Genomic DNA, 22,521 nt, shown 5'->3' with positions numbered 1-22,521 from the left:
GCAAGCGCTGCGATCCGGATAGCGGCCTGAAACGTAGAGCCGACATGACCTTGCCAACACGATTCCGTATCGCCGCGCTTTGCGCCCTGCTGTTTGCCGCCGTGGCGCCTGCCGCCGCGAAGGCAGAGATGCCCCGGGACGTCGTCTTTGACGTCTATCGCAATGGTTCCTTGTTCGGAGAGCATGCTGTTCGCTTTGCGCAATTGCCCGGCGGCGAACTCCGGGTGGATATTGATGTCGAGCTGCGCGTCGGTTTCGGGCCGGTGACCGTTTTCCACTATCAGCATGAATCGGAGGAAGTTTGGGTTGATGGCGCGCTTCAAAGCCTTCAGGCATCGACATTGAAAGCGGGGGATCGCGAGTACTTCATGCTTCGCCGCCGGCCGGATGGGCATGTCGATATTGATGGCGACATTGTTGAAGCGCTGCACCCGTCCAGTCACTGGTCCGGCTATACACCGGGCGTGCCGGCGGTCCTGAATACTGAGACCGGTGAGCCGATGGCGGTCGAGATCGAGGACCTCGGTGTCGGGACGGTGGCGACTGCGGATGGGGCGATCGAGGCTCGGCATTTGCGCATGACCGGCACGGTGGCGGTCGATCTTTGGTATGACGCCGCCGGGCGCTGGGTCGGTTGCGCCTTTACGATCGGCGACCAGGACATTGTCTACCGCCTACGCGACGCCTAACCATCAATGCCGAGTGCGGTCGCCGCTTCGGCGTCAGCCTTCATGGACTGGTAGGCCTCCAGTGCCTGCTCGCGCCCCAGTTTCAAATCAATGATCGGTTCGGGATAGGTCTTGCCAAGCGTGACGCCGGCCTTGGCAAGCATATCCGTTGATTGATGCCAGGGAGCATGGGTGGCCTTGCCGCCGAGATTTGCCAGTTCGGGCACCCAGCGTCTGACATAATCGCCATCAGGGTCAAACTTTTCGCCCTGGGTAACCGGGTTGAAGACGCGGAAATAGGGGGCCGCATCAGCACCGGATCCGGCGACCCATTGCCAGCTCGCCGCGTTCACATTGAGGTCGGCATCAACCAGCGTGTCCTCGAACCAGGCCATGCCTTTACGCCAATGCACGCCGAGATGTTTGATCAGGAAAGACGCCGTGATCATGCGGGTGCGATTGTGCATCCAGCCGGTGGTCCATAATTGCCGCATCGCGGCGTCGACCATCGGAATTCCGGTTTGCCCGCGTTTCCACGCGGCCAGCCCGTCCGGGTTTTCCCGCCACGGAAAATAATCGAACTGGCGGTTGAAATTGGCGGTGCGGAAATCGCCGAAATGGGCGGCGAGATAGGTCGCGAAATCGCGCCAGCCGATCTCGGCGAGGAGTTTTTCGGCCTCTTGGTACTGCCCGCTGCGCTCGGCATGTCCACGGGCCCGGTGCCAGACGGTCCGCGGCGAAATTTCACCCCAGGCCAAGTGCGGTGACAGTCGCGACGTGCCCTCAATGTCGGGACGGTCTCGATGCTCGCGATAGTCGATCAGCCGGTTCGCCAGAAAACTGTCCAGCCGCGCGTTGGCGCCGTCTTCTCCGGGTGTCCAGTCGGCATCAAACCCGGTTGCCCAGTCCGGCGATGTCGGCCGGAGATGCCAGGTGTCGAGCCTGTCACTGACCAGGCGCGGGCCGCCGACAAGCCGGATTGGAGCCGGCAGGGCTTCCCTCGGATCGAGCTCTTTGAGTGCCGCCTTCCAGAAGGGTGTGAAGACCCGATAAGGGGCGCCGGAGCCGTTGAGATGTCTTTGCGGATCGATCAGCGTGCTGGCGCGAAACCCGCGCGCCCTGACGCCCATTCCGGCCAGTTCGCTGGCAAGGCGACAATCGCGGGCGTCGATCTGGGGGATGTCGCTGCGGTTCCAGAACACCTCGCTACAACCCGCCTCTTGGCACAGCGCCGGCAGGACCTGCGACGCCGGCCCCTGGCGCAGGACCAGTTGACCGCCGATGCTTTCGATCGCGTCACCAAGTCGTGTGAGCGAGTGGTGCAGCCACCAGGCCGATGCCGAACCCGGAGCGAGCGCGGTGTCTGATCCGGTCTCGTGGACATAGACGCAGACAAGCGGCCGACCGCTCTGCACGGCAGCGTGCAGGGCCGGGTTGTCTGCCAGTCTCAAGTCGCGTCTGAACCAGACGAGAGCTGTGTCGGTGGCGCTCGAACTTGCCATTCCTGTCCTGTCGCTCAATAAGGGCCTTGTCCGGTTACGTCATCGACCCGATATCGGATCACTCCGATACGCATCAGGTCGCAACACGTTCCGGCGAGCGACAGCGTCCGCACCGACAAGGAGACAGAGCGTGAGCCAGGTCAATTCCGTCATTTCCATTCCGCGTCCCGGTCAGGCCCCGATCGAGATTGGCAATGATCGCAAGCTGACGATGATCGCCGGCCCGTGCCAGCTGGAGAGTCGGCAACACGGTCTGGAAGTCTCCGCCCAATTGCGGGAAATCGCGGATCGCCTTGATATCGGGCTGATCTACAAAACCTCTTTCGACAAGGCGAACCGCACCAGTGCCAGTGCCCAGCGCGGGTTGGGCCTGGAAGCCTCTTTGCCGGTCTTCGCGGAAATCCGTGAGACCAGTGGACTGCCGGTGCTGACCGATGTGCACAGCGAAGAGCAGGCCCGGATCGCGGCCGGGGCCGTCGACGTGTTGCAGATCCCGGCCTTCCTGTGTCGCCAGACTGACCTGTTGATCGCCGCCGCCAAGACCGGCAAGCCGATCAACGTCAAAAAGGGTCAATTCCTGGCCCCTTGGGACATGAAAAACGTGATCGAGAAGCTGGCGGCTGCCGGCAATCCCAACATCATGGCCTGTGAGCGCGGGGCCAGCTTTGGCTACAACACGCTGGTGTCCGACATGCGCTCATTGCCGATCATGGCGCAATTCGGTGCGCCGGTAGTTTTCGATGCTACCCATTCGGTGCAACAACCGGGCGGGCAAGGCACCTCATCGGGCGGTCAGCGCGAATTCGTGCCGACGCTGGCGCGGGCGGCGGTTTCGATCGGTGTTGCGGCGGTCTTCATGGAAACCCATCCCGATCCGGACAACGCACCGTCGGACGGCCCCAACATGGTCCCGCTCAATGAGTTCGAAGCACTGGTGAAGCGCCTTTTGGAATTCGACGCCGTCGCCAAGGGCTACTAGCCGACTTCGGGGATCAGAATTCGCGCCGGTCCGGGATCGGAACCACCGGCGCGTCTTCAACCTCTTCCAGCGTCTCAAGCGGCGGCGCCCAGCGCCGTTCCTCCTGCAGGATGCTGGTCAGGGCAAAGGCCCGGCGGGCCGCATCCAGCCGCAAATCCTCATAGAAAAGATTAAAGGGCGGTTCGCGGAAATCCTCGGCAAGCCGATGGGGGCGTTGCAGGTCACGGTGACGCGGTTCATCGACGAACAGGATACCGTCAGCGCATTGCGCACTCGTCTGCCCGGGTATCGGCGCCGGTGTCGTGTCGGGCGGCAGACCCTCGGCGGCAACGCCGCCGCGATGCTGGCGCGCGGTCGCATACTCGCTGCTTCGTGTGCCGAGAACAGGATTGACGCATAACAGGCCGCGACCTTCCACAAAGGCAAGATCGCCGCTGGGCGTCCAGCTCATTGTCCGTTCGGTCAGGATGCGGATCCGGTCGGTATCGTCCGGCCGGGCATAGGAATATGCGTGCACGCAGCGTACATCCTCCGCTGTCTCGCAGGGTGGAATGGTCGCCAGCGGGCCCGCGAACAGGTCGAGCGGAACCGGGGTATCAATGACATAGGCCGCCACAAGGCGGGCGCGCAGGGCGGGAGCATCGGCAAACCGATTGAGAAGCAGGCCGAGAACATGAAATCCGCCCTGGCCAACGCCGGCGAGCAAGATCGGCCTGTCATCGCCGACCCGCAGCAGGAAGGCATCGAAGGCCTGCTCGACATCGTCATAGGCAAAAAGGCGGGCCTGCACGCTGTCCTCGCGATTATTCATGAAGGCATAGAGCGAGGCCTGGCGGTAGCGCGGCACGTAAAGCGTGCCTGATCGGGCGAAGGGCGCGGCGTAATTGGGCAGGGCGATGTCGATTACGGCCTGGTTGGCGCTCTCCTTGTCGAGTTGCGCATTCCAGTTGGCGCCGCCGGAATAGGTGGTCGGATGCACGAAGAACACCGCCGCCTCTTCATCGTCGTCCGGCACGCCGAGCGCGTACCAGGCATTGGCATTGGCATAATCGGCACCGGTTGGCGGCGTATAGGTCTGGAAGGGTTCGCCCGGGTCCTGGAAGGTCTGGAAGATCTGGTCACGCAGGAACCAGCTCGCCAGCGCTGCGATGACCAGGACGCCGGCGGTTCCGGCGAGGACCATCCAGCGCGCGATCGTGATCGGATTCGCGAGCATGTGCTTGGTATTCCCCTGTTACTCAACGCATCGTGCGAACATTGTGTCGGGCGATTGGCGACCCATTTGCCTTACCCTATGCTGACCCGGCTGCCGGGGGGTAGTGTTTACGCTGGCCCGGGTGTTATCCGGCCGGAAGTCATCAGGACGGGAGCGCCATGTTTCGCTGGCTTCGCAATAGTTTCCTCACAGGCATTGTCATCGCCACCCCGCTGGGCGTGACCTTCTACCTCATCGTGTCATTCGTCGGCTTCGTCGACAATGTGGTCAAGCCCCTGATCCCGGCGCGCTACAATCCCGAGACCTATCTGCCGGCCGATTTCACCATCCCCGGACTGGGTGTGTTGATCGCCGTCCTGCTGCTGACCGCGCTGGGCGCCCTGGCTGCCAATATCTTCGGGCGGACATTGATCGGCATCGGTGATCGCATCCTCAATGGCGTGCCGCTGGTGCGCAATGTTTATGGCGCACTGAAACAGATCATGGAGACGGTCTTTTCCGGCAAGGCCAATTCCTTCAAGGAAGTGGTGCTGATCGAATACCCGATGAAGGGGCTTTATGTCGTCGCATTCGTCTCGGCTCAGGGCCAGGGCGACCTCAAGCGCAAGATCAGTGATGATGTCGTGGCGCTTTTTGTGCCCACCACCCCCAACCCGACCTCGGGTTTCCTGCTCTACACCCCGCGCTCCAATACGATCCATGTTGACATGTCGGTCGAGGAGGCGGCCAAGCTGATCATCTCTTTCGGGATGGTCACACCGGACAAGCTGCCGGACGAGGTCAAGGCCAAACTGCCGGTCGGTGTCGCAGATGCTGTCGACCTGGTCGAGCCGGTCGATGGCGGCAAATCCGACAAGCCCGACTAGCCCGAGCGCAGGAAACGCACGCCCTGATCATGGTCAAACAGGTAGAGCAGGGTGCGCAGCGCGGCGCCTTGTTCGCCCGCCAGTTCCGGGTCCTGATGCACGATCAGGCGGGCATGGTCATTGGCCAGTTCGATCAGCTCTGAATGGGCCTCCAGATCGGCGAGCCGGAATTGTGGCAGCCCGCTCTGGCGCAGACCGAGCGGATCGCCGGCCCCGCGCAGGCGCCAGTCTTCCTCGGCGATTTTGAACCCATCATCGGTCTCGCGCATCATTTCCAGGCGGGCCCGGGCCGTGTCGCCCAGCGGCCCCTTGTAGAGCAGCAGGCAGGAGGATGGCTTGTCGCCGCGCCCGACCCGGCCGCGCAGCTGGTGCAACTGGGCCAGGCCGAAACGCTCGGCATGCTCAATGATCATCACGGTCGCGTCCGGGGCATCAACGCCGACTTCGATCACCGTGGTCGCGACCAACACATCCATTTCGCCAGCCCGGAAACGCGTCGCAATGTCTTCCTTCTCGGCCGGCTTCATGCGTCCGTGCAACAGGCCGACACGCTCATCGCCCAGCGCCGCGCGCAGATGGCGCCAGCGGTCTTCGGCGGCGGAGAGCTCCGACATCTCGCTTTCTTCGACCAGCGGGCAGACCCAATAGACCCGGTCGCCGCGTCCGATCGCCCGACGTACGCCCTCGACCACCTCGTCGAGCCGGTCCATCGAAGCCAGCCGTGTCTCCGGCGGGATACGCCCGGCCGGTTTCTCGTCCAGCCGCGATACATCGAGATCGCCATAGACCGACAGGGACAATGTGCGCGGGATCGGCGTCGCCGTCATGACCAGCGTATCCGGCCGCCGCCCCTTCGAGGTCAGGCGCATCCGGTCCGACACGCCGAAACGGTGTTGTTCATCAATCACCACCAGGCCGAGATCGGCAAACTCGATTCCGTCCTGGAACAGGGCATGCGTGCCACACACAACATTGACGCTGCCGGCAGCCATGCGTTCGAGGATGGCCGTGCGTGCCTTGCCCTTGTCGCGGCCGGTCAATGCAGTCACGGAAATACCTGCGGGTTCCAGCATTTGCGACAATGTTTTCGCGTGTTGCCTCGCAAGAATTTCGGTCGGTGCCATGATCGCCGTCTGGACGCCGGCATCGGCGGCATGGGCGGCGGCAAGAGCGGCGACGAAGGTCTTGCCGGCGCCGACATCGCCATGCAGCAGACGGGTCATGCGAGCGTCTGAGCGCAGGTCGCCGCGGATATCCTCGAAAGCGCGCAGCTGGGCGCCGGTCGGGTTGAAGGGCGCCTTGGCGAGCACGGTTTCGACGCGCTTGCCGTCAGCTTCCAGCGCCCGGCCTGGCTGGGCCCGACGCCGGGCGCGGACGATCTGCAGGGCCAACTGGCGAGCAAATATCTCATCGAAGGCCAGCCGTTCGCGCTCGGGCCTGTCCGGGGCCAGCGACACTGCGCCTTCCGGCGCGTGCAGCGCTTTCATCGCGGCCTTGAAGTCCGGCCAACCATGTTCGCCGCGCACATCCCCGGGGATCCATTCCGGCAGAGCCGGAAGGAAAGTCAGCGCCCCTTCTACCGCGCGTCGCATGACTTTGGCGCTGAGCCCTGCGGTCAGCGGATAGACCGGCTCGATCAGCGCCATCTCGCTGGCTTCGTCCTCGCTGGCGACGAGGTCGGGATGCACGATCTGGATTTCCGACCCGAAGCGTTCGAGCTTGCCGGAAACGACCCGTGTTTCGCCCTCGGGCAGGAGTTTGGCGAGATAATCGCGGCGGGCGTGAAAGAAGATCAGGTGCAGGAAGCCGGTCTCGTCACGCATGCGCACCTTGTAGGGCTGTCCCTGGCGCTGGGCCGGGATATGCGTTTCGACAACCGCGGTGAGGGTCACGATCTCGCCAGTCGGCGAGTTGGCGATCTCGACCCCGCGGCTGCGATCGACAACGCCCGTCGGCGGTGTGAACAGGATATCGCGGATACGCCCGCCACAGACTTTCTCCACCAGCGTTGCCAGACGCGGGCCGATGCCGGGCAATTTGGTGACATCCTGAAAGAGCGGAAAGAGAATCTCGGGGCGCATGGCATGCACCTTATCGGCAAGTTGTGCGGCTGCCACCGGTCGACGGCGGCGATGGGGAGGACTATATGCCCCGGTCATGACTGATGACATCGAAACCCAACGCAAAAAACTGCGCATTCGCGCCTGGCGCCGTGGCTTCAAGGAGGCCGACCTGATTCTCGGGCGCTTCGCCGACGCGCATCTCGACGGGCTGTCGCCGGCCTCGCTCGACGCGTTCGAAGCCCTGCTCGACGAAAATGACGCCGATATCTATGCCTGGATCATCGGCAAGGCCGCAACGCCGGACCGGTTCGACACGCCGGTCATGGACGCGTTGAAAGGGTTTCGTGTTGATGCCGACGCCGCTTTCGGTGACGGACCGAAGGAATAGGCATTGTGAGCGACGCGACGACGACCGGCTTGTCCGAAATTGAAATGATTGCCGCCGTGCGCGGCCAAGCGACCGTGTGCGGGGCGCCGGAAGGTCTGGACGCGCTTGTCTTCGTAGACACAGCACGCCTGCGCGGCGGTGTGAATGTCTTCATCGCGCGCGATGATTCCCGGGCTGCCGCCTTCGTCTCGGCGCTGCAATTTTTTGCGCCGGACACCGAATTGCTGCGCCTGCCGGCTTGGGACTGCCAGCCCTATGACCGGATTTCGCCGAGTCCGCGTGTTGCCGCCCGCCGAGCGGCGACGCTGGCGCGTTTGGCGTCGGGTACGCTGCCGGACACCGTGCTCGTCGTCACCACCGTCAATGCGATGGCCCAGCGCGTGCCGCCGCGGGCCGGGCTGCAAGAGGTTGGTATCGCCGTGCGCCCTGGCGGTAGTGTCGATCTGGACGCGCTGATCCACCATTTCACCGTCAATGGCTATGCCCGCGCCGCGACGGTGATGGAGCCAGGTGACTTTGCCGTGCGTGGCGGCGTCGTGGATGTTTATCCGCCCGGCGCCGCAGAGCCGGTCCGGCTGGATTTCTTTGGCGATACGCTGGAATCGATCCGGGCTTTCGATCCCGAGACCCAGCGCTCGCTGCGCCAGCTCAAATCGATTGATTTCACGCCGGTCAGTGAAGTGCTTCTGGACGAAGCAAGTATTTCGCGTTTCCGCTCGGGTTTTGTGAAGACATTCGGTGCCGTGCGTGGCGGCGATCCGGTCTATGAGGCTGTCAGCGTCGGCGCCCGTCCGGCCGGGGTCGAACACTGGATGCCGCTCTTCTATGAACAGCTCGACACGCCTTTCGATTATCTGCCGGACAACAGTCTGATCGCCATTGATCATCTCGCCGATGAAGCGTTGGACGAGCGTTTGAGTCAGGTCTCCGACTATTACGATGCGCGAATTGCCGCCGGCGAGAGCAAGCATGAATCGGCGCTGTCGGCGCCGACCTATCGCGCCCTGCCAGCCAAGGCGCTCTATTTCGCACCGCAGGACTGGGATGCGGCCCTCAAGGAGCGCCCGGTTCGTCGCTATACGGCCTTCCGCGAGCCCGGCGCCCAGACCATTGATATTGGCGGCAAGCAGGGCCGCGGCTTCACGGCCGAACGGGCGGCCGAGAACACCAATGTGTTCGACGCCGTCGCCTCGCATATCAAAGCGCTGACGGCGGATGGCAAGACCGTCATGCTGGCCTCGTGGACCGGTGGCGCGTCGGAGCGCCTGGCCAGCGTGCTGCACGATCACGGCATCGCGCGCATCCCGCTTGTCGACAATTGGCGCGATGTCGCGTCCGGCGGGAAGGGCGGTGTGTGCCGCGCCGTGCTGCCGCTCGAGCGTGGCTTCGAGACCGGCACGCTGGCAGTGCTGTCCGAGCAGGACATTCTCGGCGACCGCCTTGCGCGACCGCGCAAGAAACGCAAATCGGCCGATATCATCGTTGAGGCCGGATCGCTGTCGCCGGGCGATCTGGTCATCCATGCCGATCATGGCCTGGGCCGTTTTCTCGGCCTGAAGACCCTGCCGGTGCAGGACGCACCGCATGACTGTATCGAGCTGGAATATGCCGGTGCGGCGAAGCTTTACCTGCCGGTCGAGAATATCGAGCTGTTGTCGCGCTATGGCGCCGAGTCGGAAACGGCCCAGCTCGACAAGCTGGGCGGAGTCGCCTGGCAGGCGCGCAAGGCCAAGGCCAAGAAGCGCCTGCGCGACATGGCAGATCAGCTCATCAAGATCGCGGCTCAACGCCTGGCCCGGACCGCCGATCCGATCGAACCGGCCTCCGGCGTATTCGATGAGTTCTGTGCCGCCTTCCCCTATCCGGAGACCGATGATCAGCTCAACGCCATTGATGATGTCCTGACCGATCTTGGCAGGGGTCGGCCGATGGACCGGCTGATCTGCGGTGATGTCGGTTTCGGCAAGACCGAAGTGGCATTGCGCGCGGCCTTCGTGGTCGCCCTGAGCGGGCAGCAGGTCGCGGTCGTGGCCCCGACGACGCTGTTGGCGCGTCAGCATTTCAAGACCTTCTCCGATCGCTTCCGTGGCTGGCCGGTCAAGGTGCGGCTGTTGTCGCGCCTGGTGACGGCAAAGGAAGCCAAGGCAACGCGGGACGAATTGGCGGCCGGCAAGGTCGAAATCGTCATCGGCACGCATGCGCTGCTGGCCAAGACGGTGAAATTCGCGGATCTGGGTCTTCTCGTTGTCGACGAGGAGCAGCATTTCGGGGTCAAGCACAAGGAAAGGCTGAAGGAATTGCGTTCGGACGTGCACGTTCTCACGCTGACCGCAACACCGATCCCGCGCACGCTGCAACTCGCGCTGACCGGCATTCGGGACCTGTCCATCATCGCCACCCCGCCGGTCGATCGACTGGCGGTGCGCACCTATGTCGCGCCCTTTGACCCGGTCAGCGTGCGTGAAGCCTTGCTGCGCGAGAAATATCGTGGCGGCCAGGCCTTCTTTGTGGTGCCGCGCATCAGCGATCTGGAGGAGACGGTGCGTTTCCTGAGGGAAGGTGTGCCGGAAATCAGTTTCGTGGCGGCGCACGGCCAGATGGCGGCCTCCCAGCTCGAGGACATCATGACCGCCTTCTATGAGGGCCGGTATGATGTTCTGCTGTCGACCACGATCATTGAATCGGGGATCGACATCCCGACCGCCAATACGCTGATCGTGCACCGCGCCGACCGGTTCGGCCTGTCCCAGCTTTACCAGCTGCGCGGACGAGTGGGGCGGTCCAAGACGCGGGCTTATGCCTATCTGACAACGCCGATGCGCCAGAAGATCACCGACAGCGCCGAAAAGCGGCTGAAAGTGATGCAATCGCTCGATTCACTTGGCGCCGGCTTCACCCTGGCCTCCCACGATCTCGATCTGCGCGGCGGTGGCAATCTGCTCGGCGAAGAACAGTCCGGGCATATCAAGGATGTCGGCGTCGAGCTCTATCAGTCGATGCTGGAAGAAGCCGTCGCCTCGCTGCGCTCGGGCGGTGATGAGAGCGATGACGGGGACTGGTCGCCACAGATCAATGCCGGTGGTGCGGTCCTCATCCCGGATCACTACGTTCCTGATCTCGACGTGCGCCTGCAGCTTTATCGCCGCCTGTCCTCGCTGGACGAGAAAGCCGAACGTGAGGGCTATGCGGCCGAGCTGATCGACCGTTTCGGACCCTTGCCGCGTGAGGTGGAGACCCTGCTGCGGGTCGTGGCCGTCAAGGCCCTGTGCAAAAAGGCCGGGATTGAAAAGGTCGATGCCGGACCCAAGGGTGCTGTCATCCATTTCCGCAATGACCGTTTTGCCGATCCGGCCGGCCTGATCGCTCATATCTCCGCCAATCCGGCCCTGTTCAAGGTGCGTCCGGACCACAAGCTGGTGCTGCGGGCGGAATGGGATGAACCGGAGGATCGTCTGCGCGCGATCGAGCGGGCCATGGCGCCGCTTGCGGAGCTGGCGACCAAGGCAAAGTCCGCAAGTTAGACGGCTCTCCCTTGAACAGGGGATCTGCCGGTTGCCGACTTGTGTCTACCCTCGGCGCCTGCCTTGGGGAGACATCGACATGAAAGAGTATCTCGAACCGGTATTCCAACTTTTGACAGGTCTGGGTTGGCTGGTTTTTCTGCTGGTCATGATGCGCGCCCGGACACGTCTGCGATCCGCCGGAGGCGTCCTGCTCAAACTCGCCATGATGGTGATGCCGCTAGGCTTTCTGATCATCGCGCGTGGCGGGGCAGAGAATACACTCAACAAGGCGAGCACGCTCTGGCTGGCCGGTGGTGGCACCATGGCGGTCAGCCTGTTGCTGTTGGCGACAGGGGTCTGGCTGCTGGCCGGTCGTGAGGCCGCCGCTAAAGATTAGGCGCTGGCGATGATCGGGCGCGGCCGGACCAGGCTGGCCAGTGCGCGTTCAACCAGGGCGTCTGCAGTTTCACCGGGCCGGGTCTGGACCGGTGCGGCCCGGACGCTGAGCCGGAAGGGACGCAGCGGATCATCACTCTCAAACGCGGTGCATTCGGCGATTGCGGCAACACGCGCGGCGACACAATCAATACCTGCCGGATCGGTAAAGGGCAGGACGGCGAGGAAGACATCATCCTCAAACCGGGCCGCCGCATCTTCGGTCCGCAGCAAGTGGCGCAGCATGGCGGCAAACTGGCGGCGCGCCTTCTCGGCGGAGACGTCGTCCGGACGTTCGCTGCCCTCGGGCAACAGAGTCTGCAAGGCGATCAACGAGAAATGCAGCTGGTCGCGGCCGGTCTCGTTCAGCAGGTCCTGGATGTGTGAAACGAGGTAGGCCGGGTGAAACAGGCCGGTCTCGATGTCGAGCGAACGGGTGTCGCGGCACGATTCCAGGATCGCCTTGGCTTCGCGTCGGCGGCGACGTTCGGCGGTCAGGGTCAGGACGCGTTCGCGCAACTCGTCATCATCGGTGCGCGGCGGCAGGAGATCAGACACACCGCGGGCAAAGGCTTCTTCTGCGGCGCCAGGGTCAACATCGTCGGTCAACAACAATACGGGCGTATGATAAAGCCGCGCATTGCGACGCATTGCCGACGAGATCGTGAAAGCAATGTCGCGCTTGCCGGCAGCATTGAGAACCACCGCATCGAAAGCGCGCTCGTGCAGGTAGTCGAAGGCGGAATAGGACGAGAACGCGGCGATCACCTCGGCATCGACCGAGGCGAGTGTGTGCTGCAGGGCCATGAAACGCGGCGAAGCGTCACCGACATAAAGCACACAGGGCGGTTGGTCCTGACGCTCGACAAGACCCGGTTTCTGCCCGTAGAGCGCGCTGACCTCGGTGCGCCGGCGAGCGATGATTTCCATCGTATGCAGGCGGAAAAGGGCGCGGATGCGGGCGGCAATCTGTACCGCCGATGCCGGCTCACGGATCCAGGCATCGACCAAGTCGGTCGGTCCATAACTGTCAGGCCCGACCACGAGCAGCGGCCGTTCGCCCGGTGCAAAACGCTGGAAGGCCTTCATGCCGTCTTCGACATCGCGGTCGCATTCGGCGAGCACAACGCCGACGGCCCAGTAATGATGGCGGCGTGCCGGCGGACTGTCAGCGCGGACGAGACGACAATTCAGCGCGAGGCGCCCGAGCTTTTCAGCCAAGGCCTCCACGCGGTCGGACAAGCCAAATACAAGGACGTCGAGTTCGCGTCCCATTCGTCCCCCAGCCATCGTCCCCGGTCCTCCGGTGTTTCGCGAGTTTGTCACAAGTGCCACGCTTTCAAAACAATCGATTCGAGAGGTGAAGCCCCATGAAAGCCCAAGGTCCTCTAAAAGGCGTTAAAGTGGTGGAGTTTGTTGGTCTGGGTCCGGCTCCCTTCTGCGCCATGATGCTGTCGGACATGGGCGCGGACGTGGTGCGGATTGACCGCCCGGACGCGCTTGGGCTGGGCGCGGCGGACGTGTTGGGCCGGGGGCGACGCTCGGTCGCGCTCGATCTCAAGAGCGAGGCCGAACTCGAAATCGCGCTGCGTCTGATCGCATCGGCGGATATTCTGTTGGAGGGGTACCGACCCGGCGTGATGGAACGCTTGGGTCTCGGCCCGGACGTCGCCTTGGCGCGTAATCCGGCATTGGTCTACGGGCGAATGACCGGTTGGGGTCAGTTTGGCCCGCTGGCCCATGCTGCCGGTCATGACCTCAATTACATCGCCCTGACCGGGGCTTTGGGGTCCATCGGGGACACCGACAAGCCGGCCATTCCGCTCAATCTTGTCGGCGATTTCGGTGGCGGGGCGATGTATCTGGGCTTTGGTGTGCTCGCCGCCATGCACCATGCCCGCGCGACGGGCGAGGGCCAGGTTGTCGACGCCGCAATCGTCGACGGGGCGGCGTCCCTCATGGCCTCGCAGCACCAGCTGGCTGCGCTTGGCCTGTGGTCTCGTGATCGCGGCACCAACCTGCTCGACGGTGCCGCGCACTTCTACACGGTCTATGAGTGCGCCGATGGCGGTTTCATCTCGGTCGGCCCGCTCGAGCCGGAATTCTATGCGCTGCTGTGCGAGAAGACGGGCTTTGACGGCGGCAAACGGCCAGCCGATTGGAGCGGCAAGGGCTGGCCCGAGGCAAAAGCCGAACTGGCGGCCCTGTTCAAGAGCCAGTCCCGCGATCACTGGTGCAACTTGCTCGAAGGAAGCGATGCCTGTTTTGCGCCGGTTCTGGACTTTGAGGAGTCGGCCACGCATCCGCACATGGTGGAACGCGGTGTTTATGTCGAGCTGGACGGGGTTCGCCAGGCGGCACCGGCGCCGCGCTTTTCACGAACGCCCGGTGCGATCCAGGGACAGGCGCCGACGCCCGGCGCCGACCGTGAGGCCGTGTTGGCCGACTGGCTGGATGATTGACGTCAGGCCCTGACCCGTTCAGGTGCGGGCATGGGCCGTGTCGCAGCCTGTTGTGCGGGCCTTCGACAGATCGCAATCGCGCAGGTCCGCAAAGCGCAGACGTGCGTCCGTCAGATTGACTGGCAGCTCGCGTCCACCACCAAGCGTCAGCGGGTCGAGACAGGCACCGCGCAAATCGGCATGCGCGAGATTGGCGCCGGCCAGGTCTGCGCCGCGCAGATCGGTTTGGCGCAAGTCACAACGGCGTAGATCGGCCCCGGTCAGGCGCGCGCCCTGCAGCTCGGCGCCGCGCAGGTCAAGCCCGCTCAGATTGGCCTGTACCGCCTGCAGCGCCGTGAGCGACGCCCCGGTGAGCCCTGCGACAGCACGCAGATCGCAACCGTCCAGCCGGGCCGGACTGCCTTCCTTGCCGCCGGTCCGGACACGTTTGATGTGATCATCAATGCGCTGTTGCGGGGTCCGATTGTCACTGTCGGGCGGAAGGTCCGGCAATTGGCGTTTGTCGGGCAGGGCGCCGGTCAGCATGCCCTTGGTCGTCGCCATTGCCATATCGGCGCCGGTCTCGTCCGCGCCCCGAAAATCGGCGTCGGTGAGATTGGCACTGCCAAAACTGGTGGTGGCGATCAGGGCGCCGGCAAAGACCGCGCCTTCCAGATCGGCCCGATGAAAGCGGGTGCCGGCCAGGCTGGTTTCGTCGAATTGGGCGCCACGAGCGCTGACGCCTGCAAGGCGGGCACCATCAAGGACCGAGCCCGACAGGCGAGCAGCATCCAACCGGGTTGCTTGGCTGGCCGATTCTGAGCGGCTGACGCCCGGCGATGCCGGTCGTGCCAGTTCACGGAAATCCGCGCCGCAGCATTGGCTGGCTGTCAGGTCGGCAGCGGTAAAGTCGCAGCCGCGCAGGTCCGCACCGTCCAACTGGCACCGGGCCAGATTGGCCGCATCGAGACGGGCGCCGGCCAGTCGGGCGCCACGCAGGTCCGCTGCGCTCAGATCACAGCCCGTCATCACACAATCACGCAGATCCGCATCAGACAGGTTTCGACCAGTCAGCGACAATCCGGTCAGGACCTGACCGGCCAAGCGCGCCAATTGCCCGCCCGGCTTTCCGGCGAGCAGGCGTTCATGGGCCTCGCAGATCCGGTCAAGCGCGATCTGGTCGATGGAAGAAACAGCGGGCTGGGGCAAGCGCGGGTCCGGTCTGGCAGTCTGGAGTCGGGGAGTAGCCGGGACAGGTTAGACGATGGATAGCCGTTCAGGAAAGCGTTCATGTCGGGTTCAGGGGGCGTGCGTCATCTTCATCCTCGAGATCAGCGGACAATCTTTTTAGTCCCTCGCTCGTTCGCTGAACTCGGTATCGTAAAGATAGCCCCCGAAACGCCGATCACCCCCAATGATCGGCGTTTCTTCTTTGTGGGCGCCTGAAATGACAGGCCCCGGAAGGGGTGACAGGTTTTGTCTGGCACCCCTGTCATTGTGATCCTCAACGAAGCGAATGCACGTATGGAGAGATCACAATGGCTATCGCGATCAATGCTTATGTCGAAGGTGTCAGCGGCTTGCGCAATGTGGTGCCGCACCGTTTCCGCGATGGTTTTTACCGCATGCAGCGTCCCGGTGACGAGATCGACTGTTTGCACGTGGAAGACCTGCGCTCGGTCTGCCGCTATTTGAACAAGGGCTATCAGCTGGCCATGAGCACGTCGGACGGCCATTCCATGCCGTCCTGGCAGCCGGCAGAAACCGTGCGGATCGCGATCCGCTAGTTTTCCGTCATGGCAGGCCGGGAAAATCGCTGCGGCGGTGCTCGCGGACCATCTCGGCCAGTTCCGGTGGGGCAAGCACTTCAACCTGGTCACCCCACGCATAAAGATGCCAGCACATTTCCAGCCAGCCGCAGGCCTCAAAACGCACTGTGAGCGCCCCGTCTTCACCGGTTTGGCTGGTCTGGCCGGGATGGAAGCGATATCGCGCCGCATGTGGTGCCGCGTCCGGGCTGAATTTCCACACCACTTCGCCGAATTCACGCTCATCCTGGAAGACACCAAAGGCGCGATTGGCATAGGCGTCGAAATCAAATCCGTCCTCGCGGGCGAACCAGTCGGCCGTGGCTTCGGCCTGCTCGATGTCCTCGACGCGAAAGTGCCGCATATGGCCGTCCGTCCGGTCGCGGTCGCGACCGACCAGGTAGCGCCGGGCGCCGAGCAGAAGCCCATAGGGTTCGATCCAGCGGTCCCGCGCCGTCTCGTCGCGGCGGCCGCGATAGCGGATTTTCAGCACGAAGGGGCCTTTGAGGGCATCGGCGATCGCGGCATCGACTTGCGGATCCGACGCGGGTTGTGGTCCGGGGCGGGCGGCATGCCCCATGGCTTCCAGCAAGGCTTCCTCATCGGCCTCGACCCGGGCCCGGCCACGGTCCGGCATCAATAGATCAATCTTCGAACGCAGGCTGCGCAACTGGCCGGCCTCACGGCCAAGACCGTCGCGCTCAAGTGTCGAGAGCGCCAGTTCCAGTGCCGCAACTTCATCGGCCTGCGGCGCAAAAAACTCGCCGACCCGGCGACGCGGCACCCGCCAGCGCTTGATGCCCTCGCCATCGACATGGTCTTCGGTGTCCGGAAACACCTGTTCCAACGCCTGGGTCATGCGCTGTGCCGTGCGGCGGACACAGCCGAATTCAGCCTCGATCTCGCTCAACGAAATGCCATTAAAGCTGGTCGCGAGGCGGGCCAGCCGGAGCAGGTCAACAGCTTTGGAAAATGACATGTCGACGTCCTGACTACCGGTCTGATTTTCCGCGCCTGAAACCGGCCTGGTCTGCTAGACTCAGCGGCGCGCGATTTGCATTCGACAGGACATGAACACGCCACTCAACCCGAACCCGCCGAAACATCATTTTTTGATCCGTTTCGCCGCCGTCATCATTGCCGCCGTCAGCCGATCGATGGCGCGCGATGTCATGCTGTTCGCCGGTGGGGCCTCCTTCTTCGGCATGCTGGCCCTGTTCCCGGCAATCGCCCTCGCGATGTCGGTCTATGGTCTGGTTTTCTCGGCAACCGATGCCGAACAACAGATCGCCCGGTTTGCCGAAGTCATGCCGCCAGGGGCACAGGATTTCGTTCTGGGACAGATGGGACGACTGGCCGACGCGCCGATTGCCGCCCTGTCGCTGAACGGCTTTATCGCCTTGCTGATCGCACTTTTCGCGGCCTCGCGCGGCGCCAAGGCGATCATTGCCGGCCTCAATCATCTCGCCGAAGATCGCGATATCCGCAATATTCTCCAGTTCAACATCCTCGCCATGATGAGCGTGCTGGTCGGTGGTGCCTTGCTGACCGCCGCCAATCTCGCGGTGCTGCTGATTCCCGTCCTGCTTGCCCGTCTGTTCCGCATGCTCGGGCTGGAAGCCTTGGACATGGACTCGATCATCAATGAATGGTCGGCCGCAGCGGCTTTCATGTTCATCGCGCTGGAGCTTCTCTATCGCGTGACCATGCGCAAACGGCACGCAGCGGTGAGCTGGCGGGCCTCGACAGCGGCGGCCATCGTTGCCACATCCCTGTGGTTGGGCCTGTCGAAAGGATTTTCCACCTATGTCGGCGAAGTGATCGATTTCAGCGTCTATGGGTCACTTGGTGCACTTGTCGTCTTCCTGTTGTGGATTTACTGGTCGGCCTATGCCGTCTTCTTCGGAGGTGCACTGGCGATCGAGATCGACAACCGGGTCAAGGCGGCCCGGACCGATCAAACCGGTGAGGGCGGGCCGACATCAGACGCGGGCTAGCAATTTGCGGCTTGCGCGATATAAACATGAACCGAATATCAACTTTGAAACGGGGTTCGCATGAAAAAGGTTTTTGCCGACGCCCAGGCCGCGCTTGACGGGCTGGTCTTCGACGGGATGACGATCATGGCCGGCGGGTTCGGCCTGTGTGGCATTCCGGAAAATTCCATCGCCGCTCTGCACAAGTCCGGCGTCAAGGACCTGACCGTGATCTCCAACAATTGCGGCGTCGACGGTTTCGGCCTTGGCGTGTTGCTGGACGCTAAGCAGATCAGGAAAATGGTCTCCTCCTATGTCGGTGAGAACAAGGAGTTCGAGCGCCAATTCCTGTCCGGCGAACTCGAGCTGGAATTCAATCCGCAAGGTACGCTGGCCGAACGTATCCGCGCTGGCGGAGCCGGCATTCCCGGTTTCTTCACCAAGACCGGTGTCGGCACGCTGATCGCCGAGGGCAAGGAACATCGCGAGTTCGACGGCGAGACCTTCATCATGGAAACCGGCCTCAAGGCTGATGTCTCCATCGTCAAGGCCTGGAAGGCCGACCCGCAGGGCAATCTCGTCTTCCGCAAAACAGCACGCAATTTCAACCCGATGATGGCGACCGCCGGCAAGGTCACCGTGGCCGAGGTCGAGGAAATCGTTGAGCTCGGCTCGCTGGATCCGGACGAGATCCACACGCCGGGCATTTTCGTCCAGCGCCTGTTTGTCGGCAGTTTTGAAAAGCGCATCGAACAACGCACCATTCGTGAGAGGGAGGTCGCATAATGGCCTGGACACGTGATGAAATGGCGGCCCGCGCCGCCCAGGAATTGCAGGATGGTTTCTACGTCAATCTCGGCATTGGCATTCCGACCCTGGTGGCCAATCACATTCCTGAGGATATCGATGTCACCCTGCAGTCGGAGAACGGCATGCTGGGCATGGGGCCGTTCCCCTATGATGACGAGGTCGATGCCGACCTGATCAATGCTGGCAAGCAGACCATTACCGAGCTGCGCCGGACGTCTTATTTCTCCTCGGCTGACAGTTTCGGCATGATCCGGGGCGGCCATATCGACCTATCCATCCTGGGCGCGATGGAGATTTCCGAGGGCGGCGACATTGCCAACTGGATGATCCCGGGCAAGCTGGTCAAGGGTATGGGCGGCGCCATGGACCTGGTCGCCGGCGTCAAGCGCGTCGTCGTGATCATGGATCACGCCAACAAGAAGGGTGAGCCGAAACTGCTCAAGGAATGTACCCTGCCGCTGACCGGCAAGGCCTGTGTCCACCGCATCATCACCACGCTGGGCGTGTTTGATGTGGTCGAGGATGGTCTCAAGCTGATCGAACTGGCACCCGGCGTTTCGCTGGACCTGGTGGCACAGCAGACAGAAGCGAAATACGCGGTGTCGGACAGCCTGCTCCAGCACGAGCCTGCCTGATCGAGCTGCACACACAAGCTGTTGAAATGTCGAGGCGGCTCACGGATGCGTGAGCCGCCTTAGCATTGTTTAATCTGCGTTTCACACTCACGGACATGTGTACTCGGTTAGGACCGGCATGCGAGGGGAGACTCACATGCCACTGACACGTTTGTCGCTGAACAATCCGGCCGCCGTTTTTGTCGGCATCGCCCTGATTGCCCTGATGGGCGTCGTGGCGTTCACCAAACTCCCGATCCAGCTCTTTCCTGATACCGAGCGGCCGCAAGTCAATATCGCGACTTTCTGGCGCTCCGCCTCGCCGCTGGAGATGGAAAGCGAGATCATCGAACCGCAGGAGCAATTGCTGACCGGCCTTCCGGGGCTGGAGGAAATGCGCGTGTTCGTGGGTGAGGGCTCGGCCTTCATCAATCTCACTTTCGCACTTGAAACCGACATGACCCAGACGGCGATCGAGATATCGAACCGCCTGTCGCAATTGCCACCTTTGCCGCGCGATGCCGTCGGCCCCAATATCGGTGGTTTTGGCGGTGACGCGCAGCAGAGCCTGATCTGGTTCTTCATGCAGGCGCTGCCGGGCAATCCGAACGAGATCCACGACTATTCCGCCTTCGTCGAAGACACCGTCATTCCGCGGCTGGAAGCCATTCCCGGTGTTGCCAGCGTACAGATCGGCTGGGGTCAGCGCCCCGAGGAGCTGCAGGTCACGATCGACCCGTATCGCGCGGCCGCCCTGGGCGTGACCCTGCCGCAGATTTCCGGTGCCATCGTCAACAATTCCGACGTCTCTGGCGGCAATGCCGAGATCGGCCGGCGGTCCTATCAGATGCGGTTTGAGGGCGAATTCGAGCCGGAGGAATTGGACGAGCTGGTCATTGTCTGGCGCGATGGCACGCCGGTGCGGCTGGGCGATGTCGCGACGGTCGCGGTCAATTTCGGCGAGCGCAACAATTTCACCTACCAGAACGGCAATCCAGCCATGGGCATCGAGGTGCGCCGGCAACCCGGCGCCAATGTCCTGTCGGCGCTTGATGCGGTGAAGGCGGAAGTGGCCGACATCAATGAAAACCTTCTCGCCGAGCGCCAGCTCGTCATGGCTCCGTCCTTTGATGCGTCGGTCTTCATCATGCGCGCCATCGACCTTTTGAGGACAAATCTCGCGCTCGGTGTCGCGCTGGCGATCTTCGGCCTCTGGCTTTTCCTGCGCCGGGCGCGGGCGACGCTGATCATCTCGCTGGCCATCCCCGTCTCCTTGCTGTCGACGTTGATCGTGCTGTTCCTGCTCGGACGCTCGCTCAATGTGATTTCGCTCGCCGGTCTCGCTTTCGCCACCGGCATGGTGATGGATGCGGCGATCATTGTGCTGGAAAACATCATCCGAAGACGCGAGGCCGGGGAGGATGCGGACACCGCCTCCGACAAGGGCGCCCAGCAGGTCTGGGGCGCACTTCTGGCCTCGACCACGACGACCGTGGCGATTTTCCTGCCCATCATCTTCACCCGCAATGCGGAGGGCCAGATCTTTGCCGACTTGGCCGTGACCATCGCGGTTGGGGTGGCGATTTCGATGATCGTCGCCGTGACCATCCTGCCGGTGGCGGCGAAATACTGGATACGGGACCGCACCACTGTCACGCGGCAGCCTATTCTCAACCGGATCGGCGGGTTCGTGCTGATGATCAGCGACAGCCCGCGCCGCCGGATCGGTGTCGCCGCCTTGCTGATTGCCCTGCCATTGGCCTTCACCTGGTTCTCGCGTCCGGCGATGGATTATCTGCCGCCGGTCAAACGCGACGCTGTCGATGCTTTCTTCATGTTCCCGCCCGGCTCCAATCTCGACTGGATCGAAGAGGAAGTCGCGGCCACGGTGATCGAACGCCTCGCGCCCTACATGTCCGGCGAGCGCGAACCGGCTCTGCGCAATTATTATTTCGGCACTTTCCCCGGCGGTGGCGGTGCGACGGCGGGCATCCGGGTGCAGGACCAGTCGCGCGTTGGCGAGCTGGAACGCATCGTCCGCGAAGAGATCATCACCGGCATTCCCGATGTGATCGGCTTTGCCCAACAGGGTAATCTGTTCGGCGGCTTCTCACAGGGCGGTAATATCCAGGTCAATATCCAGTCCTCGGACGAAGGCGCGCGGGCGCGGGCGACCCAGGTCGGTTTGCAGCTGCTGCGCGAGCGCTTCCCGGGCGTCAACATCAATGCCAATCCGCCGCCGCAATCGACCCAGCCGCGCCTGACCCTGGTGCCTGATGACCGCCGCATCCAGGAAGCGGGCTGGGCCCGCCGCAATGTGGCCGGCATGATTTCCATGCTCGGCGACGGCCAGTTCATCGGCGAATATTTCGATGGCGAAAGCCGGATGAACATCATCCTGCGTTCGGAAGGCTGGGACACGCCGGACCAGCTCGCCGGCCTGCCGATTGCCACGCCGACCGGTGCCGTGGTGCCGCTGGGTGATCTCGTCCAGATCCGCGAGGAAGTGGGTGTCGGGGGCATTCAGCGTCTCAATCGCCGCCGCACGGTGACCATCAATATCAACCAGCCCGAGGGCGTCTCGCTGGAAGAAATCCTGACCGTGGTCCAGGACGAGGTCGAACCGGCCATCCGCGCTGAGTTGCCGGCCGATGGCTCGGTGATCTATGGCGGCAGTGCCGACAGTCTCGACCGGGCGATCAACACCATGCTGATGAATATGGGCATGGCGATGGTCATTCTCTTCCTGATCCTTGCCGGCATGTTCCGCTCGCTGCGCGACGCGGTGCTGGTACTGGTCTCGATTCCGCTGGCGGGCGTTGGCGGTGTGGCGATGCTGCAGATCCTCAACCTCTTCGTCACCCAGCCACTCGATCTTCTGACCATGATGGGTTTCGTCATCCTGCTCGGCCTGGTGATCAACAATGCCATCCTGCTGGTGGACCAGACCCGGCAGGGCGAGCGTGACGGGCTTGGCCGCCGCGAGGCCGTTGAGCAGGCATTGCAAATGCGCCTGCGGCCGATCTTCATGTCGACCATGACGAGTTTGCTGGGCATGCTGCCGCTGTTGCTGGTTCCCGGCGTCGGCAGCGCGATTTATCGCGGGCTGGCTGCGGCGATCGTCGGGGGCATGAGCATCAGCCTGGTCTTCACCCTCATCCTCATTCCCTGCCTGCTGCGGCTGGGAGAGGGCGCCCGTAAATCGAGCGTACAATCGACACAGACAATCCCGGCCGAATAGGCCCGAAAGGG

At 63.1% G+C, this 22,521-nt stretch carries 18 protein-coding genes; 12 read left to right on the top strand and 6 right to left on the bottom strand.

The features are described from left to right. The first annotated feature begins 44 nt into the window (after positions 1–44). Complete coding sequence (locus tag AWH62_RS07590) at positions 45–689, top strand: DUF6134 family protein (protein WP_075189865.1); 645 nt, start codon at positions 45–47, stop codon at positions 687–689. Here the strand turns inward: AWH62_RS07590 and AWH62_RS07585 are convergent. Continuing rightward, positions 686–2,170, bottom strand: a complete 1,485-nt coding sequence (locus AWH62_RS07585) for a deoxyribodipyrimidine photo-lyase (protein WP_075189864.1) — start codon at positions 2,168–2,170, stop codon at positions 686–688. The two genes, AWH62_RS07590 and AWH62_RS07585, sit on opposite strands and share 4 nt — an antisense overlap. 130 nt (positions 2,171–2,300) lie before the next feature. Between AWH62_RS07585 and kdsA the strand changes: the two genes are divergently transcribed. Beyond that, positions 2,301–3,149: a 3-deoxy-8-phosphooctulonate synthase gene (kdsA, locus tag AWH62_RS07580; protein ID WP_075189863.1), complete on the top strand. Its 849-nt coding sequence runs from the start codon at positions 2,301–2,303 to the stop codon at positions 3,147–3,149. Positions 3,150–3,162: 13 nt separating this feature from the next. Here kdsA and AWH62_RS07575 read toward each other — a convergent pair whose 3' ends face one another. Next, positions 3,163–4,365: a DUF3089 domain-containing protein gene (locus AWH62_RS07575; RefSeq protein ID WP_075189862.1), complete on the bottom strand. Its 1,203-nt coding sequence runs from the start codon at positions 4,363–4,365 to the stop codon at positions 3,163–3,165. Between the two features lie 158 nt (positions 4,366–4,523). Between AWH62_RS07575 and AWH62_RS07570 the strand changes: the two genes are divergently transcribed. Continuing rightward, positions 4,524–5,231: a DUF502 domain-containing protein gene (locus AWH62_RS07570; RefSeq protein WP_083635069.1), complete on the top strand. Its 708-nt coding sequence runs from the start codon at positions 4,524–4,526 to the stop codon at positions 5,229–5,231. Here the strand turns inward: AWH62_RS07570 and recG are convergent. Beyond that, the gene (recG, locus tag AWH62_RS07565) at positions 5,228–7,312 is read right to left on the bottom strand and encodes an ATP-dependent DNA helicase RecG (RefSeq protein ID WP_075189861.1); all 2,085 of its coding nucleotides are present in this window, start codon (positions 7,310–7,312) and stop codon (positions 5,228–5,230) included. The genes AWH62_RS07570 and recG overlap by 4 nt on opposite strands. 76 nt (positions 7,313–7,388) lie before the next feature. Here recG and AWH62_RS07560 point away from each other — a divergent pair, with 76 nt between their 5' ends. From AWH62_RS07560 to AWH62_RS07550, 3 genes are all read left to right on the top strand, one after another. Next, positions 7,389–7,682: a succinate dehydrogenase assembly factor 2 gene (locus tag AWH62_RS07560; RefSeq protein ID WP_075189860.1), complete on the top strand. Its 294-nt coding sequence runs from the start codon at positions 7,389–7,391 to the stop codon at positions 7,680–7,682. Between the two features lie 44 nt (positions 7,683–7,726). Further along, on the top strand, positions 7,727–11,203 hold the full coding sequence (gene mfd / locus AWH62_RS07555; protein ID WP_143742979.1) for a transcription-repair coupling factor: 3,477 nt from the start codon (positions 7,727–7,729) through the stop codon (positions 11,201–11,203). Positions 11,204–11,282: 79 nt separating this feature from the next. Next, the gene (locus tag AWH62_RS07550; RefSeq protein WP_075189859.1) at positions 11,283–11,582 is read left to right on the top strand and encodes a hypothetical protein; all 300 of its coding nucleotides are present in this window, start codon (positions 11,283–11,285) and stop codon (positions 11,580–11,582) included. On the opposite strand, the gene AWH62_RS07545 is transcribed toward AWH62_RS07550, so the two are convergent. After that, on the bottom strand, positions 11,579–12,895 hold the full coding sequence (locus AWH62_RS07545; protein WP_075189858.1) for a response regulator: 1,317 nt from the start codon (positions 12,893–12,895) through the stop codon (positions 11,579–11,581). The genes AWH62_RS07550 and AWH62_RS07545 overlap by 4 nt on opposite strands. A gap of 95 nt (positions 12,896–12,990) precedes the next feature. Between AWH62_RS07545 and AWH62_RS07540 the strand changes: the two genes are divergently transcribed. After that, positions 12,991–14,082 carry a CaiB/BaiF CoA-transferase family protein gene (locus AWH62_RS07540; RefSeq protein ID WP_075189857.1) on the top strand — a complete coding sequence of 364 codons (1,092 nt, stop codon included), beginning with the start codon at positions 12,991–12,993 and terminating at the stop codon, positions 14,080–14,082. An 18-nt stretch (positions 14,083–14,100) separates the two neighbouring features. Here AWH62_RS07540 and AWH62_RS07535 read toward each other — a convergent pair whose 3' ends face one another. Further along, entirely contained in the window at positions 14,101–15,270 is a 1,170-nt protein-coding gene (locus tag AWH62_RS07535; RefSeq protein ID WP_075189856.1) for a pentapeptide repeat-containing protein, read from the bottom strand. Positions 15,271–15,599: 329 nt separating this feature from the next. Between AWH62_RS07535 and AWH62_RS07530 the strand changes: the two genes are divergently transcribed. Then, positions 15,600–15,848, top strand: a complete 249-nt coding sequence (locus AWH62_RS07530) for a hypothetical protein (RefSeq protein ID WP_075189855.1) — start codon at positions 15,600–15,602, stop codon at positions 15,846–15,848. Positions 15,849–15,855: 7 nt separating this feature from the next. Here the strand turns inward: AWH62_RS07530 and AWH62_RS07525 are convergent, their stop codons facing one another. Continuing rightward, positions 15,856–16,848, bottom strand: a complete 993-nt coding sequence (locus AWH62_RS07525) for a YafY family protein (protein WP_075189854.1) — start codon at positions 16,846–16,848, stop codon at positions 15,856–15,858. Positions 16,849–16,939: 91 nt separating this feature from the next. Here AWH62_RS07525 and AWH62_RS07520 point away from each other — a divergent pair, with 91 nt between their 5' ends. From AWH62_RS07520 to AWH62_RS07505, 4 genes are all read left to right on the top strand, one after another. Next, entirely contained in the window at positions 16,940–17,866 is a 927-nt protein-coding gene (locus AWH62_RS07520) for a YihY/virulence factor BrkB family protein (protein ID WP_075189853.1), read from the top strand. 60 nt (positions 17,867–17,926) lie between these two features. Then, on the top strand, positions 17,927–18,631 hold the full coding sequence (locus AWH62_RS07515) for a CoA transferase subunit A (RefSeq protein ID WP_075189852.1): 705 nt from the start codon (positions 17,927–17,929) through the stop codon (positions 18,629–18,631). Then, positions 18,631–19,290, top strand: a complete 660-nt coding sequence (locus AWH62_RS07510; RefSeq protein WP_075189851.1) for a CoA transferase subunit B — start codon at positions 18,631–18,633, stop codon at positions 19,288–19,290. Before AWH62_RS07515 ends, AWH62_RS07510 begins: the two co-directional genes overlap by 1 nt. A gap of 136 nt (positions 19,291–19,426) precedes the next feature. Beyond that, entirely contained in the window at positions 19,427–22,510 is a 3,084-nt protein-coding gene (locus AWH62_RS07505) for an efflux RND transporter permease subunit (protein WP_075189850.1), read from the top strand. Positions 22,511–22,521 lie beyond the last annotated feature (11 nt).

This window comes from Maricaulis sp. W15 (assembly GCF_001924955.1).
Taxonomy (GTDB): Bacteria; Pseudomonadota; Alphaproteobacteria; order Caulobacterales; family Maricaulaceae; genus Maricaulis; species Maricaulis maris.
The sequence above is the reverse complement of the archived record's forward strand: the minus strand, read 5'-3'. Positions and strand labels throughout refer to the sequence as shown.